The following is a 17,484-nucleotide window of genomic DNA, read 5'->3' as shown; positions in this document are numbered from 1 at the left end:
TTGCGTACAATTAAAGTAGGTTCTAGAAGAAGTAAGCTTGCAATTACACAAACAAAATGGGTCATTCAAAAGCTGTCTGAACTAAACCCTTCTTATTCTTTTGAAATAAAAGAGATTGTGACAAAGGGTGATCAAATTTTAGATGTGACCTTATCAAAGGTTGGCGGAAAAGGACTGTTTGTCAAAGAAATTGAACAGGCGATGCTGAATCACGACATCGATATGGCAGTTCACAGTATGAAGGATATGCCGGCTGCTCTTCCTGAAGGGTTAGTCATTGGCTGTATTCCTGAGCGTGAAGATGTAAGGGACGCTCTAATTTCGAAGGATCATCTGCGTCTTCATGAGCTGCCGAAGGGTGCTATTGTGGGAACGAGCAGCTTACGGCGCAGTGCCCAGCTTCTTCAGGAAAGACCAGATCTGAACATTAAATGGATTCGAGGAAACATTGATACACGATTGGAAAAGCTGAAAAATGAAGAATATGATGCCATTATTCTAGCGGCTGCCGGTCTGTCCAGAATGGGATGGAGCAAAGAGGTCGTGTCTGAATTTTTATCTCCTGAGACTTGCCTGCCCGCAGTTGGTCAAGGCGCTTTGGCAATTGAGTGCCGCGGAGATGATGAAGAGCTATTGCAGCTTCTCGCTCAATTTACGAATGAATACACAAAGAAAACGGTTCTCGCAGAAAGAGCCTACCTTAAACAAATGGATGGCAGCTGTCAGGTGCCGATCGCTGGCTATGCAACGATGAATGAGCGTGATGAAATTGAACTGACGGGTCTTGTGGCATCTGCTGACGGACACACGATTATTCGAGAAACTGTATCAGGCACTGACCCTGAAGCAATTGGAACAGCATGTGCGAAGCAGATGGCTGATAAGGGAGCAAAGGATTTAATCGACAAGGTGAAAAAGGATCTGTCCTCCCAATGACCATAGGGCAATCGCTTCACGGACAGACGGTGCTTGTCACTCGAAATGAACGTCAAGCGGGTGTGTTTCAGCAGAAGATTGAAGAGCTGAACGGCCATGCTGTTTTAACCTCTCTTATTCGATTTGAGCCTACGCTCACAAATGAAAAAGCGCAGGCCTTTTTAAAGGACTTAGAAAATAGCCAATGGCTTGTTTTCACGAGTGTAAATGGCGCGTCTTTTTTTCTGAGCTACATAGAAGACCATCATTTACATAAGAGTTTATCCCATTTGAAAGTGGCTGCGGTAGGTGAGAAAACCTCTGCCTATCTTGAGCAGCACGGCTTGAAGGTGGATGTAGTACCAGAACGATTCATAGCGGAAGAGCTCGCAGATGCGCTGCTTGACCATGTGCGTCTGGGAGAGCGTGTGTTTGTAGCAAAAGGACACCTGTCTCGAGATGTCGTGAAGAAAACGCTTGTTCCACTTGGCATAGAAGTAAAGGAATGGATTTTATATGAAACGGTCAAGGATGAGGAAGGGATTGCCGCTCTCAAAACAGCAATGACGAAGCAATCATTTGATTTTATTACATTTACGAGCTCATCCACTGTCCATTCATTTATGCATGCCATGGAGGCAGATGCAGCGAAGCTGGCTGCTTCTGACACCTGTTTTGTGACGATCGGTCCTCTGACAAAAGAGGCGCTGCTTCAATACGGGATTTCTTCTGAAACCCCAGATACTTATACGATAGACGGAATGCTTGAATTGATGTGCCGTTTATCTGAAAGGAAGTTGAACCAATGATGAAATTTAACAGACACCGCAGACTGCGGACAAGTGCAGGAATGAGAGAATTAGTCAGAGAAACCTTTTTAAGACCATCTGATTTCATTTATCCGATCTTTTTTGTAGAGGGAGAAAATGTCCGAAAAGAAGTCCCTTCAATGCCGGGTGTTTATCACATTTCAGTGGACCTTGTAAAAGAAGAAGTCCAAGAGCTTGTCGACCTAGGCATCAAATCAATTATTGTATTTGGTGTTCCAGATCATAAAGACCATGTGGGCAGTGAGGCGTATCACGATCATGGCATTGTGCAAAGAGCGACGCTTGAGATCAAAAAGCATTTCCCAGAGCTTGTGGTTATTGCAGACACTTGCTTATGCCAATATACAGATCATGGACATTGCGGGATTGTTGAAGATGGTGAAATTTTAAATGATGAATCTCTTCAGCTTTTAGCGAAAACAGCTGTTAGCCAAGCGCGCGCAGGTGCAGATATCATTGCTCCTTCAAATATGATGGATGGATTTGTTGTGGCCATTCGTGAGGCGCTTGATGAAGCTGGCTTTATTCATGTACCTGTCATGTCATATGCTGTGAAATATGCAAGTGCGTTTTACGGTCCGTTTCGTGACGCAGCGCATAGCACACCGCAGTTTGGAGATCGTAAAACATACCAAATGGACCCTGCAAACCGTTTAGAGGCACTAAGAGAAGCGCAGTCTGACGTAGAAGAGGGAGCTGACTTCCTCATTGTGAAACCATCTCTTTCTTATTTAGATATTATGCGTGATGTCAAAAATGAATTTACACTCCCAGTTGTTGCATACAATGTGAGCGGAGAATATGCAATGGTCAAAGCCGCTGCTCAAAATGGGTGGATTTCTGAAAAAGAGCTTGTTCTTGAAATGCTGACAAGCATGAAACGTGCAGGAGCAGAACTCATCATTACGTATCATGCAAAAGATGCAGCAAAATGGCTCTCAGAATAAAGAACGGATAGACAGGAGGACGTTGAAATGGGACGTAGCTATGAAAAATCAAAGCAAGCATTTGAAGAAGCGCAGCATTTAATGCCTGGCGGTGTCAACAGCCCTGTGCGTGCATTTAAATCAGTGAACACAGACCCGATTTTTATGGAGCGAGGCAAAGGCGCCAAAATCTATGATATTGATGGAAATGAATACATCGATTATGTCTTATCATGGGGACCACTTATTTTAGGGCATACGAATGACCGTGTGGTTGAAAGCATTCAGCGAGTGGCAGAAAAGGGGACAAGCTTTGGTGCTTCCACATTAGTTGAAAATGAATTAGCTAAGCTTGTATCAGAGCGGGTACCTTCTATCGAAGTCATTCGTATGGTCAGCTCTGGTACAGAGGCAACTATGAGTGCGCTTCGTCTAGCTCGTGGCTTTACAGGCAGAAATAAAATTGTGAAATTTGAAGGCTGCTATCATGGCCACGGCGATTCCTTGCTCATTAAAGCAGGTTCAGGCGTCGCAACGCTTGGGCTTCCAGATAGCCCAGGTGTACCTGAAGGGACTGCAAGCAATACGATCACAGTGCCTTACAATGATTTAGAAAGCATTCAAGTTGCATTTCAGGAGTTTGGAGACGATATTGCAGGTGTCATTGTCGAGCCGGTTGCAGGAAATATGGGGGTTGTCCCTCCGCAAGACGGTTTCTTACAAGGGCTGAGAGACATCACAGAGCAATACGGAGCTTTACTCATTTTTGATGAGGTCATGACCGGCTTCCGTGTGGACTATCACTGCGCGCAAGGTTATTTTGGCATCACACCTGATCTGACGTGTCTTGGTAAAGTGATTGGTGGCGGCCTCCCGGTTGGCGCTTATGGCGGAAGAGCGGATATTATGAGACAAATTGCGCCAAGCGGTCCAATTTATCAAGCAGGAACGTTATCTGGTAACCCACTTGCGATGACAGCAGGCTTAGAAACCTTAAAACAGCTGACACCTGAGTCTTATGAAGAGTTTAGACGAAAAGGAGACCGGCTGGAAGAAGGCATTTCAAACGCGGCGAAAACACACGGAATTCCATTAACGTTTAACCGTGCGGGTTCGATGATTGGATTCTTCTTTACAAATGAAGAAGTGGTCAATTATGACAAAGCCAAAACAGCTGATCTCGCTTTATTTGCTGAATTTTACAAGGAAATGGCCGACCACGGCATCTTCCTTCCCCCTTCTCAATTCGAAGGACTATTCCTGTCAACAGCTCACACAGATGAAGACATCGAATATACGATTGAGACAGTGGAAAAAGTATTTCAAAAACTACGTCGATAAACGAAAGCTGATATGGAGACATATCGGCTTTTGATCATGACACAAGGCTTGTTTTCAGCCTTGTGTCTTCTTTTCGGCGTGAATTGAAAACCTTTGAAGTCTAGGAAGGTCGAGCACAGGAGCGAATTGATATTCGTGAGCACCTGCGCACAGGACTGACAACGAATGCGAGGGTTTGACTACACGCTGCGCCGATATGGAGACATATCGGCTTTTTTGTGTTGCTGAAAACCAATCATATTTTCACTGCCTCTCACATACATCTGTATTGACATCTAATTTTATTTTGAAGGATTAGATGAAAGGAGGACACCGACTTGTCTCAAAACAATCGATTACAGTTTTCAGTAGAAGAATCAATCTATTTCAAAAGCGGACAGGAAGTCAGTGAGCTGCTGTCTATTTCTCTCGATCCTGACATTCTCGTTCAAGAAGTGAATGATTATGTTTCGATTAGAGGTTCACTCGAGCTAACAGGAGAATACAACATAAATCAAGAGGAGCTATTGGGTGAATTGAGTTCCTATGCATCATACAGAGAAGCTGATGAGGTGAAGGTCAGAGAAGACGGGACGGCGGAGCTTCTGCATCAATTCCCAGTCGATATCACGATTCCTAAAAACAAAATCAGTCATTTAAATGATGTGTTTGTGTTTATTGATGCGTTTGATTACCAGCTGACAGAAAATCGTTTGCTGACCATTCAAGCTGATCTAGCGATTGAGGGTCTTTTAGACGAGGAAACGCCTCAAGCGCCTGTAGAGGAGCCGTATGAATTTGTTCATCGTTCTGAAGAAGAATATGGCGACGTGACCTACGATTATCAGCTGCAGCCAGAAGATGAAGAGCAAGAAGAGCTACAAAACTATGAACGTGAGATTGATGAGGATCAGGCTGTATTACAGCATGACACGCGCACCGAAGAAGAAAAGCAGGAAGAAGAAATTGAGATAGAGCTGGTGAGTAGGGAAGAAGAAACCGAAGAACTGGAAGAATCGGAAGAACGGGAGGAAACGGAGAGCCAAGAAGAAGTGGCGCTTGGTTATCGCTCCTTACCTGAAGCTCAGGTGCAAGAACCACCATTTTTTGAACCGCCTAAGCTCTTAGAAGAAGAGAAACGGGAGGATACATTCTTTGAGGTGGAAGTGAGAAAAGATCCCGAAGCAGCTGAAGAGCTGGAAGAAACGGTTCAGCCGTATCCAGTATTTGAATCACCCGCTTATCACGTGGAAGAGGAAGAGGCGCAAGATGATACGTACCAGCTCGGACGGTTATATGAACGAGAAGCACCAAAAGTATATGAGTCAGCTCAAGAAGAAGAGGAGTTTGAAGAAGACGTGAGAGAAACGTCTGGCAGTGAAAACTCTCTTTATTTAACAAAGCTGTTTGCTAAGCAGGAGGAGGAAGATTTTTCTCGCATGAAAATATGTATAGTTCAGCAAGAAGATACGGTCGATCGTATTTGTGAGAGATATCAGTTGAATGTGCAGCAGCTCCTTCGCACAAACTCATTATCGATGGATGCGGAGCTTGAAGAAGGGCAGATTCTTTATATTCCTGAATATCAAAAAAGCAATGCCTAACAAGAGATGACCGATCAAGAAAATGTGGTGAGTGAACGTGGATGAGATCCAATCTGTCCTATATGAATACGGGCTTGAGGCGGAATACATTGAACCTGTCAGTCCTGCTGTCGTCAAAGTGTATACAAAGCAGGGCGTATTTGCCTTAAAGCGAGTAAAAGCCAGTCGACATATGCAGTTTACAGAGCAAATGCTTGAACTAGAATCAAAGGGCTATCGCTCTTTTGTGCCGATTTATCGGACGAAGAGCGGTTCTTTTTTCTCAAGTCATCGTGAAAGCCAGTACGCATACTATCTCATGCCTTGGCTGACGAATGAAAAGAGAGAAGAGCAGGACGATAAACATGAATATTTATTTCAAGAGATTGCAAGACTTCATAAGCGGACTGAAGTGATGATGGATATCACAGAGCAAGAGATCGAAGCGCACTACACACAAATCAGAACCAAATGGGAAACAGAGAAAGACATGTATGAACGATTCATAGAGCGGGCAGAGCAGACTTGGTATATGTCGCCATTTGAACTGGCTGCTGCGATGTATTTTTCAGAGGCGATGTCTGCCAGCGAATTTGCCCTTGAACGACTAGAAGATTGGCATGAAGAAATGAAAGATAAAGAAACAACTCGTGTTGTGTTAAATCATGGGCAACTGTCGATTCATCACTTTTTGTATAATGATGTGGGTACAGGACATTTCACCAATTTTGAGCGGTCTAAAAAAGCCGCCCCCATTTATGACCTTCTGACCTTTTACTTTCGGACATTCAAAACCTATCCCACGTCTTGTCCTGAATGCACTTCCTTGTTTTATACGTACCAAAAAGGAAATCCTCTTCGGGAGGAAGAGCTTCATTTGTTTCTTAGTTACCTTGCTTATCCGCAAGGTCTGTTTGATACAGTTAAAACCTATGAAGCAGGCGGGCAGGATGAGATGGAAAGCTGCCAACAGCTGTTAAGAGCGTATTGGCAGATGAAAAACTCAGAGCCGACCGTCATGAAAATTCACGAGATTGAGCAGGCTAGACGGCTTGAAGAAGAACAAAGTGCCTCGTCATCAGCGGAATGACGAGGTTATTTTGTGTTCATATTGGCCGGTACATAAGAGCGAGTGTTTAAAACCAATCAAGGTGAAAGGCGCAGGCGAGAAAAATGAGAATACCTAGGATGAGGACGTCAAATGTTGTGGGGAAAATGATCGTACGAAACCCTTGAAATATCGCAATCGGGAGAACGACTTGGGAGGCCACTGCCCGAATTTGTCTCAGCCAGGGGGGAAGTGTGTAAGGATTGATCTTTTTCAAAGCAAACGCCCTCCTTCTTTATTTTGTTATTATCATATGGGCAAAAAGGCAAAGGGTGCTTGCCCAATTTGTATAAAGAAGAAGAAAAGCGGAAAAGATGATTGACGAAAACAAAAGGCATTTAGTAATATAAATAAAAGATGAGTATGTGCTGATGAACGTGATATATCGTAAGCGTGGATCAGGAAGAGTACAAGCAAGACCCTAAAGAGAGGGAGACCATGAGCTGAAAGGTTTCCTAGGATGTACTTGTTTGGAAGGTCGCCTGTGAGCTTAATTTCTTGAATGAACAAGTAGAGAAATTCGGGAGAACCCCGTTATCCTTTAGAGTGTATGGGACACGTCTATGTGTTCCATGAAAAAAGGTGGTACCGCGAAAAAGCTTTTTCGTCCTTTTATAAGGATGAAAAGGCTTTTTTTATGTTTCATCAGCCGAAAAAATGTGGAGGTTACATAAATGGAAACAAATAATCAAGAAATGCCAACAAAGTACGACCCAAATGCGATTGAAAAAGACCGCTATACGTACTGGCTTGAAGGAAAATTCTTTGAAGCACAAAATGACAAAACGAAAGATCCATATACAGTCGTCATTCCTCCACCAAACGTGACAGGAAAACTGCACCTTGGGCATGCGTGGGATTCTACACTTCAAGACATCGTGACACGTATGAAGCGGATGCAGGGCTATGACGTTCTATGGCTTCCAGGAATGGATCATGCCGGTATTGCGACCCAAGCAAAGGTTGAGGCAAAGCTTCGCGAAGAAGGCGTAAGCCGTTATGACCTTGGCCGGGAGAAATTTGTGGAAGAAACGTGGAAATGGAAAGAAGAATATGCGGACTTTATTCGCAGTCAGTGGGCGAAAATGGGACTTGGTCTTGATTACTCACGTGAACGTTTTACATTAGATGAAGGTCTGAATAAAGCGGTACGCCAAGTGTTTGTTCAATTGTATGAAAAAGGGCTTATCTATCGTGGAGAGTACATCATTAACTGGGATCCAGCGACGAAAACGGCACTTTCTGATATTGAAGTCATTTATAAAGATGTTCAAGGCGCGTTTTATCACTTAAGATACCCACTTTCAGATGGCACGGGTTCAATTGAAATTGCGACGACAAGACCTGAAACAATGCTCGGAGATACAGCCGTTGCCGTGCACCCTGATGACGAACGTTATCAGCATTTGATTGGAAAAACGGTGGTCTTGCCAATTACAGGACGCGAGATTCCAATCGTTGCTGATGACTATGTCGATATGGAATTTGGCTCAGGAGCTGTGAAAATTACACCTGCTCATGACCCGAATGACTTTGAGCTTGGAAATCGCCATGATCTAGAGCGTATTCTTGTCATGAATGAAGATGGCACAATGAATGCAAATGCACTGCAATACAAAGGAATGGACCGCTTTGAATGCCGTAAACAGCTTGTTAAAGATTTGCAAGAAGAGGGTATTTTGTTCAAAATTGAGGACCATATGCATTCAGTTGGTCATAGTGAGCGAAGCGGAGCTGTCGTTGAACCTTATTTATCTACTCAATGGTTTGTAAAAATGCAGCCGCTGGCAGACGAAGCCATCAACCTTCAAAATGGGGACGACCAAGTTCAATTTGTTCCAGACCGCTTTGAAAAGACGTATTTACACTGGATGGAAAATATCCGTGACTGGTGTATTTCTCGTCAGCTATGGTGGGGACACCGCATACCAGCTTGGTATCATAAAGAAACGAAAGAAGTATATGTTGGACTGGAAGCACCAGAAGATTTAGAGAACTGGGAACAGGATAACGATGTGCTTGATACATGGTTTAGTTCAGCGCTTTGGCCTTTCTCTACAATGGGCTGGCCGGATGCAGATAGTGAAGACTTCAAGCGCTACTATCCAACAAACCTGCTTGTTACAGGCTATGACATCATTTTCTTCTGGGTCTCTCGCATGATCTTCCAAGGTCTTGAATTCACAGGAGAAAAACCGTTTAAAGACGTTCTGATTCATGGGCTGATCCGTGACGAGCAAGGACGGAAAATGAGTAAGTCGCTAGGTAACGGAATTGATCCAATGGAGGTCATCGACAAGTACGGTGCAGATTCATTAAGATATTTCTTAGCAACTGGAAGCTCACCAGGTCAGGATCTTCGCTTTAGCTTTGAAAAGGTTGAATCCACTTGGAACTTTGCGAACAAAATTTGGAACGCATCACGTTTTGCTTTAATGAACATGGATGGCTTAACGTATGATGAGCTTGATTTAACTGGAGAAAAATCAGTTGCTGACCAATGGATTTTAACTCGCTTAAATGAAACGATTGAAAGTGTCACACAGCTAGCTGACAAGTATGAATTTGGTGAAGTGGGCAGACATTTATACAACTTCATTTGGGATGATTTCTGTGATTGGTACATTGAGATGGCGAAGCTTCCGCTTTATGGAGAAGATGAAGCAGCGAAGAAAACGACTCGTTCGATCCTTGCGTACGTATTAGATCAGACGATGAGACTTCTTCATCCGTTCATGCCATTCTTAACAGAAGAAATCTGGCAGCATCTTCCGCACGAAGGTGAATCGATTACTGTAGCGTCTTGGCCTAAGGTGAAACCGGAGCTTTCAAACGAACAAGCGTCTGCTGATATGAAACTGCTTGTGGAACTCATCCGCTCTGTTCGTAACATCCGCAGTGAAGTGAATACGCCAATGAGCAAACAGGTGGAGCTTTACATTAAAGCTTCTACATCTGATGTGCAGGAACGCTTAGAGAAAAACCGTTCATATATTGAACGCTTTACGAACCCAAGTGTACTTGAAATTGGTACAGATGTTCCAGCTAGTGATAAAGCGATGACGGCTGTTATTTCTGGAGCAGAGCTCATTCTGCCGCTTGAAGGCTTAATCAACTTAGATGAGGAAATCGCTCGTCTGCAAAAAGAACTTGATAAGCTGACAAAAGAAGTAGAGCGCGTCCAGAAAAAGCTTGGCAACGAAGGCTTTATGAAAAAAGCGCCTGAAAGTGTCGTAGAAGAAGAGCGTGCGAAAGAACGTGACTATGTCGCAAAACGCGAAGCTGTTCAAAAGCGTATTGAAGAGCTGAAAGCATAAGGTTGAAAAGACGGCTCCTAACAAAATGGAGTCGTCTTTTTTGAAAATTTCGGATGAAATGAGAGATGACATTGTTTACAACCTATCATGAAGCCATTGAGTGGATTCACAGTAGACTGGCCTTTGGTGTAAAACCGGGTCTTGAAAGAATGAAGTGGCTGATGAACAAACTAAGCCATCCGGAACAACGCATAAAAGCGGTACATGTTGCAGGTACAAATGGAAAAGGTTCAACGATTGCGTTTACTCGTTCCGTTTTACAGGTAGCAGGCTATTCAGTCGGCACCTTCACCTCCCCGTTTATTTTAACGTTCAATGAACGAATCAGCGTGAACGGAGCACCTATACAGGATGAAGAATGGCTGAGTTTGGTGAATAAAATCAAGCCTTTTGTTGATGAGTTAGATCAAACAGAGCTTGGCGCAGCAACAGAGTTTGAAATCATTACCGCATGTGCGTTTGCTTATTTTGCCGATGTGCAGCAAGTAGACTTTGTCCTATTAGAGACAGGACTTGGTGGAAGACTTGATTCAACAAATGTTGCCGTACCTATCTTAACAGCGATTACGTCGATTGGTCATGATCATATGGCGATTCTAGGTGACACACTTGAACAAATTGCATCTGAAAAAGCGGGCATTATCAAAGAGGGTATTCCGATGATCACCGCAGTTCATCAACCGGAAGCACTTGCGGTCATTCAAAACATCGCAAAAGAAACGAAGGCGGAATGCATTTCATTACAGGATACTTGTACCTTCAGTCATCAGCAGCCAACAGAAACAGGAGAACGATTTACGTTAAGTACATCAAAAAGGCAGTATCCGGAGCTTGAAACAGGGTTAATCGGAACGCATCAACAGCAAAATGCTTCCCATGCTGTTCTACTCATTGAATGGCTGGAGCAAGAAGGCTATATTAGCGTGACAGAAGAGCAGGTATATGAAGGTATTCGGCATGCTGTTTGGGCTGGGCGATTTGAAAAAGTCAAAGATCATCCACCAGTGTATATAGACGGCGCTCATAATGAAGAAGGAATCGACCGTTTAATTGAAACCGTGCAAGCCCATTTTTCTAGTAAACAAGTACATGTCTGTTTTAGTGCTTTAAAAGATAAGCCGTACAAGCAAATGATTCAAAAGCTTGAAGCAGTTAGTTCCTCTATCCATTTTGTTTCATTTGATTTTCCAAGAGCTGAATCAGCGGAAAAGCTTTATGCGTGCAGTCAGTTAGAGGCAAAATCGTATGATGATGACCCTCGTACAGTGCTTGAGTTCATTCAGAAAAAAAGTGATGATCCTTCAGCGGTGATCCTTGTGACGGGCTCTCTTTATTTTATTTCAGATATACGAAATCGTATGATCGGGTAACGAAAAGACGCAAATGGCTTTGATGCCTTCTGCGTCTTTTTCTTTTTATATGTAGAAGAGGGGGAAAATCATATTTTCACTAGATGCTTTAGTGGGTAGGGTCATGGTAAAATCCAGTCTATCTTATTACCGGAAGGAGCACCACATATGATTGAGATTTTTCTGTTTCTTGCAGGCATCACGATGGGGTCGTTCTTTCATCTTGTTGGCGAAAGACTGCCAGTGAAGCGATCTATTCTCTTCCCTCGATCTCACTGCACAGCCTGTAAACAGCCGCTATCCCTGCACGAGATGGTTCCGCTCGTTTCTTATGCTGTATGGAGAGGGTCTTGTAAACATTGCGGCATTCGGCTGTCTAGGCTATATCCAATGGTTGAGGTGCTGACAGGCGGTCTTTTTTTGTTCATTTATAGGATCGCTGGTTTTTCGTTTGAAGGTCTTTTTCTTGTGATTCTTTGTAGTTTATTCGTGATTGCTGTCGTGAGTGATCTTCTCTATATGAGGGTACCGAACGAGCTGTTTCTCTTCTTTTTCCCTCTTTTCGTCATATACCGCACGCTGGAACCGCTTCTTATTTGGTGGGAAGGGGCGGCTTCTCTGATTTTTTGCATTCTTTTGTTTTCTAGTTTAGATTATTTTAAGCCGAATAGTATGGGCGGAGCTGATATGAAGCTATTCAGTATGCTTGCGTTTTGCTTTGGCTTCAAGCCGTTCCTTCTCATGCTTTTTCTCTCATGTATCGCTGGAATGGTTTATGCAAGGGTCTTTTCCTTTCGAGTAAACGAGCCATTCCCTTTTGTTCCTTCGATTACTATTTCTTTTTTGCTGTATCTCTGTGGTGCTCCTGTCTTGTTTTTATTTGGCTAGTCGAAGGGGTGAAAAAATTGGCGAACACTTTTTTGCCCTGCCGACAAAAGTCTTGTTCTTTTTTTTTACTGCTATGGTAAAGTGTGAAACAGAAAGAAGGACGGGTTAAATTCGCGCTGATTCATTGGACAGAAAGGTCTTTCTTACAAACATGTCAGAAAGCGGGGAATGACAGTGAAAAAGAGGCAGGCAAAAAAACAAGGGCTAAAGGTCAATATTAATGGCAAGGAAGAAATGGTACATGAAGATGATCATCAGCCGCCAAAACAGCAAGAGGATCAAGTGACGTTTTCGAATTGGGAGGAAAAGAGACATTCGGAACAGGAGACAGCGGCTTCTCAGGAAGATTCGTCTAAACCGAAAGAAGAAGATTTTCAGTGGGATGATGCTGCTGATCATATTTATCATTCTGATCCAAAAGTCGTCACACCTTATCAAAAGAAAAAAAGCTCCTTTGATCAGAAGTTCGGTAAAAATCGCGGTCCCTTCAAGAGAGTGATGACAACGATTGTGTTTGCGGTCGTTCTTGGGACAGGCCTTGGGGTGTTTGCGCTTAGTTTAAGTCAAGATGGTACACCAAATCCTTCAGGTGGAGATATCAGTGTCTCGGCATCTGGTTCTGAAAATCAATCATCGATGAAAGCTGGCGGGGATGCGCCGAATGCAGGTACTACAGATGAATCAAAAGAGAACAAAGATGAAAAAAGTGCCTCTGGCAGTTTATCAACCTTTGTTGTACAGGCTGGGAAATTCTCTTCTGAAAAAGGAGCAGATGACTTAGTTGGCAGTTTAAAAGATGCAGGGTATGCAGGGAAAAAGATTTCCATGGATGATGGATATTATGTCATTGCCGGGCTTGCGACAGAGCAGGGGATGACAAGCGCTGTAGGGAAGAAATTGATTGATCAGCACTTTGAGGCGTGGGGAGGAAAGGAGCTCTCATTTCAAGTACCGGATGAGCTGACTAGTTTAATAGAAAAGGCATCTGTATTATCATCCAAAGTAATTGCAGGTGATGAAGTGGATCAAAAGGAAGTCACGCAGCTGATTTCTGAGCTTGAAAGTGCCAAAACAGAGGATGCACCGGCTAAAAGCAGTTTGCTGAAAGCTGTGCAGCTATTAAATGACCCAACCGCTGAAAACGGCTGGAAATCTCAGCAAGCATTGCTTGATCAATTAAATACGTAAAATCATTTTTTAAGAAACGAAACTAGTCAAAAAATGACTAGTTTTTTTCTTTTGCATCCAACATAATGATGAAGGTACATGAAAAATGAATTTTCATAAATTGTCGGTAAGATGTACATTTGCTAGGATGAATGGGTATCTTACTTCTTAGGCTAAACCCTGAAAGGATGAACAAACATGAACCAATTGATTCTCGCATCGCAATCACCTAGAAGAAAAGAATTGCTTGATCTAGCAGGGTTTTCTTATGACATTCAAGCAAGTCATTTAAAAGAAGAAATAAATCGAAACCTTTCCCCTGCTGAGAACGTCCAATGGTTGGCAGAACAAAAAGCAAATGATATTCAAAGATTAAATCCCAAAGCTGTGGTCATTGGTGCAGATACAATTGTTGCAATTGACGGCAAATGTCTTGGGAAACCAAAAGATAAGAAAGAAGCGGCTTTTATGCTTCAATTATTATCAGGAAAGACACATCAAGTCTTGACGGGTGTCACGGTTCAGTCAGAGAATAGAAAAGAAACATTTTATGAACAGACAGAAGTGACATTTTGGACGCTGACTCAAAATGAAATAGACCGCTATATTGATACGGGTGAACCCCTTGATAAAGCGGGAAGCTATGGCATTCAAGGGAAAGGCGCACTGTTTGTTCAAAAAATAGATGGTGATTATTTTTCCGTTGTCGGTCTACCTATTGCGAAAATAGTCAGAGTGCTTGAAACCTTTGGAATCACCCCTTTTTGAAGACAGGAAGGAATTCTAAAAGGAGTGGTCACCCTGAATGATTTCCCTATGCTGCTAAAGCATCTCCCTCATGATGAAAAACCGAGAGAACGATTTATCAAATACGGGCCCAGCAGTTTGTCAAATCATGAACTTGTTGCGATCCTTCTAAGAACAGGCACAAAAAAAGAATCAGTTCTCCAAATTTCTGCAAGACTTCTGCAAACATTTGGCGGTCTTCGCTCTGTAAAAGAAGCCTCAATTGAAGAAATGTCGAAGATTCGAGGAGTTGGAAAGGCGAAGGCGATTTCTCTTTTAGCTGCTTTAGAACTCGGCACTAGATTACACCATCAAACGACGGATAACCGCTATGTGATCCGCACACCAGAAGACGGAGCGAATTTTGTGATGGAAGATATGAGGTTTTTACAACAGGAGAATTTTGTTTGTTTATATCTGAATACTAAAAATCAAGTTCTTCATAAACATACTGTGTTTATTGGAAGTCTGAACTCATCCATCGTTCACCCGCGTGAAATTTTCAAAGAGGCCTTTAAACGTTCGGCCGCTTCATTTATATGTGTGCACAACCATCCATCTGGAGATCCGACGCCCAGCAGGGAAGATATTGAAGTTACACAACGACTTTTAGAATGTGGAAAGCTGATTGGAATACAGCTGCTTGATCATCTGGTCATAGGTGATCAAAAATTTGTGAGTTTGAAGGAAAAAGGGTATTTGTAACACTTTTTTTTTCAATGTTTTACGATATAATAGAGTTTATGAGTTTTTCCCTAAAGGGAATTTTGGTTTAAGAAAGGAAGATACATACATATGTTTGGAATTGGTACAAAAGACCTTGGAATAGATCTTGGAACAGCGAATACGCTTGTTTTTATTAAAGGGAAAGGCATTGTTGTAAGAGAACCTTCGGTCGTAGCTTTGGAAACTGATACGAAGTCTATAGTGGCGGTTGGAAATGACGCGAGAAACATGATTGGCCGTACACCTGGTAATATTGTGGCACTTCGCCCAATGAAAGACGGAGTTATTGCAGATTACGAGACGACAGCAACAATGATGAAATATTACATTAATCAAGCATTAAAAGGCAAAGGGCTTTTTGCTCGTAAACCTTACGTGATGGTATGTGTACCATCTGGTATTACAGCTGTAGAAGAGCGTGCAGTTATTGATGCAACAAGACAAGCTGGTGCACGTGACGCATACCCGATTGAAGAGCCATTTGCTGCGGCGATTGGTGCTAACCTGCCTGTATGGGAGCCAACAGGAAGTATGGTTGTTGACATTGGCGGCGGTACAACAGAGGTAGCCATTATTTCTCTTGGCGGTATTGTGACATCACAATCAATCCGCGTGGCAGGAGATGAAATGGATGATGCGATCAGTAGCTACATCCGTAAAACGTATAATCTGATGATCGGTGATCGTACGTCAGAAGCTATTAAAATGGAAATCGGTTCTGCGCAGCCTGATGTACATGATGAAATGGATATTCGGGGCCGTGACCTTTTAACTGGTCTGCCAAAAACAATCTCGATTACAGCAGATGAGATTGCAAAAGCGCTTCGCGATACAGTGGAAACAATTGTTGATGCGGTGAAAATGACACTTGAAAAAACTCCGCCTGAGCTGGCAGCAGATATTATGGACCGTGGAATCGTCTTAACTGGCGGCGGTGCATTGCTTCGTAATCTTGACAAAGTCATTAGTGATGAAACGAAGATGCCAGTCATTATTGCTGAAGACCCGCTTGACTGTGTGGCAATCGGAACAGGAAAAGCACTAGAGCATATTCATTTGTTCAAAGGAAAATCAAAAGATAATCGATAATCGGGCGTAAATAAAGAGGTGTAAGACATGCCGCAGTTTTTTATGAATAAAAGATTAATGTTGCTCCTTGTCTGTGTCATCGTACTGGTGGCCATGATTGGTTTTTCAGTGAAAAGCGGCAGAGGTGCTTCATGGCCGGAAAAATTAGTGGGGGATACGACAGGCTTTTTTCAAGGTGTCTTTCATAAACCATCACAATTTATCGCCGGTATTTATGGGAACGTACAAGATTTAAAGAACACATACGATGAAAACGAACGTCTTCGAAAAAAACTTGATGGACAAACCCAATATGAGGCGAAGCTTCAAGAACTAGAAGATGAGAACAAAAAGCTTCGCAAGCAGCTCGGTTATGTGAACTCTATTCGTGATTATACGCCAATTCTATCAACGGTTATCGCTAGAAACCCGTCCCTTTGGGATAGCTTTGTCATGATTGATAAAGGGAAAAAACAAGGCGTTGACAAAGATATGGCGGTCACAAATGAGAGTGGTGCGTTAATTGGGAAAATTGAAAGTGATAAGCTCAACAATTTTACTTCGACTGTAAGGTTGCTAAGCTCTACTGACCAAAATAATAGAATTTCAACGAAAATTTTTGCGAAAAAGGGCAAAGAAGAACTCAACGGAATTATTAACGGCTACGACAGTAAGAAAAAAATGCTGACAATGAATATTCTGAAATCTGATGCAGATGGAGATGTCAAAAAAGGAGATCTTGTTGAAACATCTGGAGCAGGGGGCGTATTCCCTCAAGGCTTGACGATTGGTAAGGTGAGTGAAATCGAGCCAGATCATTACGGCCTGACAAAAATCATTTATGTAGAACCAGCGGCTGAACTCAACAATTTAGACCGCGTGATTGTGGTGAACCGCAGCTCAAGTACGGCAGATGCATCTGAATTGACGAAGGAGGAAGGCTCGTGAGACGTGTCCTTCTTGCTTTCGTCATGTTGTTTATCTTCGTATTTGACAGTATTTTTGTCGATCTAGTGAAGCTCCCATTTGTTTCAGACAATCAAATTTTAGCTCCTCATTTCATCTTACTCGCACTTGTATTTATGACGGCTTTTGTGAATCAAAAATATGGTGTGATTTTCGGTTTTATCTTTGGACTTTTATATGATATTTCGTATACAGGCATACTTGGTGTTCATATGTTTGGCTTTGGAGCGCTCTGCTATTTGCTAGCGAAAGCCTTTAAAGTTTTGCAAACGAATATGTTAGTGGTCGTCTTTCTGTCGATTATTGCTGTTTCCGTGATGGAGTTTTATGTATACGGCGTTCAAGCGACAATTCAACCAGGTATTATGCCGTTTAATACGTATGTCATCGAACGCTTTATTCCAACGATTCTTTTAAATACTGCTGCGTCTCTCATACTTGTTGTGCCGCTTAGGCTCTTTTTCATCAATATGAAACAAGGACTGATCGACGAATAAAAGCAGGAGTTTGTCCAAATACGGCGAAATGAGTATGT

At 42.7% G+C, this 17,484-nt stretch carries 16 protein-coding genes and 1 other annotated feature; of the genes, 15 read left to right on the top strand and 1 reads right to left on the bottom strand.

Annotation, left to right across the window (positions count from 1 at the left end; translation table 11 throughout):
* The 6 genes from hemC to ysxE all read left to right on the top strand — a co-directional run bounded on the left by hemC (position 1) and on the right by ysxE (position 6,664).
* Positions 1 to 936 carry a hydroxymethylbilane synthase gene (gene hemC, locus MKY83_RS12990; protein ID WP_126740777.1) on the top strand — a complete coding sequence of 312 codons (936 nt, stop codon included), beginning with the start codon at positions 1 to 3 and terminating at the stop codon, positions 934 to 936.
* Positions 933 to 1,724, top strand: a complete 792-nt coding sequence (locus MKY83_RS12985; protein ID WP_065098537.1) for a uroporphyrinogen-III synthase — start codon at positions 933 to 935, stop codon at positions 1,722 to 1,724. The genes hemC and MKY83_RS12985 overlap by 4 nt, the downstream gene beginning before the upstream one ends.
* Complete coding sequence (gene hemB / locus MKY83_RS12980) at positions 1,721 to 2,692, top strand: porphobilinogen synthase (protein WP_034661673.1); 972 nt, start codon at positions 1,721 to 1,723, stop codon at positions 2,690 to 2,692. Before MKY83_RS12985 ends, hemB begins: the two co-directional genes overlap by 4 nt.
* 27 nt (positions 2,693 to 2,719) lie before the next feature.
* On the top strand, positions 2,720 to 4,012 hold the full coding sequence (gene hemL, locus MKY83_RS12975) for a glutamate-1-semialdehyde 2,1-aminomutase (protein WP_044139991.1): 1,293 nt from the start codon (positions 2,720 to 2,722) through the stop codon (positions 4,010 to 4,012).
* 317 nt (positions 4,013 to 4,329) lie between these two features.
* Entirely contained in the window at positions 4,330 to 5,595 is a 1,266-nt protein-coding gene (locus MKY83_RS12970) for a LysM peptidoglycan-binding domain-containing protein (RefSeq protein WP_113767504.1), read from the top strand.
* Between the two features lie 37 nt (positions 5,596 to 5,632).
* The gene (gene ysxE, locus MKY83_RS12965) at positions 5,633 to 6,664 is read left to right on the top strand and encodes a spore coat protein YsxE (protein ID WP_217012258.1); all 1,032 of its coding nucleotides are present in this window, start codon (positions 5,633 to 5,635) and stop codon (positions 6,662 to 6,664) included.
* A 46-nt stretch (positions 6,665 to 6,710) separates the two neighbouring features.
* On the opposite strand, the gene MKY83_RS12960 is transcribed toward ysxE, so the two are convergent.
* On the bottom strand, positions 6,711 to 6,899 hold the full coding sequence (locus tag MKY83_RS12960) for a hypothetical protein (RefSeq protein ID WP_003216497.1): 189 nt from the start codon (positions 6,897 to 6,899) through the stop codon (positions 6,711 to 6,713).
* 168 nt (positions 6,900 to 7,067) lie between these two features.
* Positions 7,068 to 7,297: a binding site (T-box leader), on the top strand.
* A gap of 59 nt (positions 7,298 to 7,356) precedes the next feature.
* On the opposite strand from MKY83_RS12960, the gene MKY83_RS12955 reads away from it, so the two are divergent.
* The 9 genes from MKY83_RS12955 to mreD all read left to right on the top strand — a co-directional run bounded on the left by MKY83_RS12955 (position 7,357) and on the right by mreD (position 17,446).
* Positions 7,357 to 9,999: a valine--tRNA ligase gene (locus MKY83_RS12955; RefSeq protein WP_106065694.1), complete on the top strand. Its 2,643-nt coding sequence runs from the start codon at positions 7,357 to 7,359 to the stop codon at positions 9,997 to 9,999.
* Positions 10,000 to 10,064: 65 nt separating this feature from the next.
* Positions 10,065 to 11,369, top strand: a complete 1,305-nt coding sequence (locus tag MKY83_RS12950; RefSeq protein WP_065098533.1) for a folylpolyglutamate synthase/dihydrofolate synthase family protein — start codon at positions 10,065 to 10,067, stop codon at positions 11,367 to 11,369.
* Positions 11,370 to 11,516: 147 nt separating this feature from the next.
* On the top strand, positions 11,517 to 12,236 hold the full coding sequence (locus MKY83_RS12945) for an A24 family peptidase (RefSeq protein ID WP_065098532.1): 720 nt from the start codon (positions 11,517 to 11,519) through the stop codon (positions 12,234 to 12,236).
* 168 nt (positions 12,237 to 12,404) lie between these two features.
* On the top strand, positions 12,405 to 13,424 hold the full coding sequence (locus MKY83_RS12940; RefSeq protein ID WP_106065691.1) for an SPOR domain-containing protein: 1,020 nt from the start codon (positions 12,405 to 12,407) through the stop codon (positions 13,422 to 13,424).
* Between the two features lie 177 nt (positions 13,425 to 13,601).
* Positions 13,602 to 14,171, top strand: coding sequence for a Maf family protein (locus tag MKY83_RS12935; protein WP_065098531.1), 570 nt, complete (start codon positions 13,602 to 13,604; stop codon positions 14,169 to 14,171).
* A gap of 48 nt (positions 14,172 to 14,219) precedes the next feature.
* Entirely contained in the window at positions 14,220 to 14,894 is a 675-nt protein-coding gene (radC, locus tag MKY83_RS12930; RefSeq protein ID WP_065098530.1) for a DNA repair protein RadC, read from the top strand.
* A 90-nt stretch (positions 14,895 to 14,984) separates the two neighbouring features.
* The gene (locus MKY83_RS12925) at positions 14,985 to 16,004 is read left to right on the top strand and encodes a rod shape-determining protein (protein ID WP_003216532.1); all 1,020 of its coding nucleotides are present in this window, start codon (positions 14,985 to 14,987) and stop codon (positions 16,002 to 16,004) included.
* A gap of 27 nt (positions 16,005 to 16,031) precedes the next feature.
* Positions 16,032 to 16,931 (top strand): rod shape-determining protein MreC, encoded by a 900-nt coding sequence (mreC, locus tag MKY83_RS12920; RefSeq protein WP_003216396.1) that lies wholly within the window; start codon positions 16,032 to 16,034, stop codon positions 16,929 to 16,931.
* Complete coding sequence (mreD, locus tag MKY83_RS12915; protein ID WP_034661648.1) at positions 16,928 to 17,446, top strand: rod shape-determining protein MreD; 519 nt, start codon at positions 16,928 to 16,930, stop codon at positions 17,444 to 17,446. The genes mreC and mreD overlap by 4 nt, the downstream gene beginning before the upstream one ends.
* Positions 17,447 to 17,484: the final 38 nt, after the last annotated feature.

Source organism: Bacillus sp. FSL M8-0266 (assembly GCF_038613425.1).
Lineage (GTDB): Bacteria > Bacillota > Bacilli > Bacillales > Bacillaceae > Bacillus > Bacillus pumilus.
This window is presented reverse-complemented; position numbering and strand designations above follow the sequence as displayed.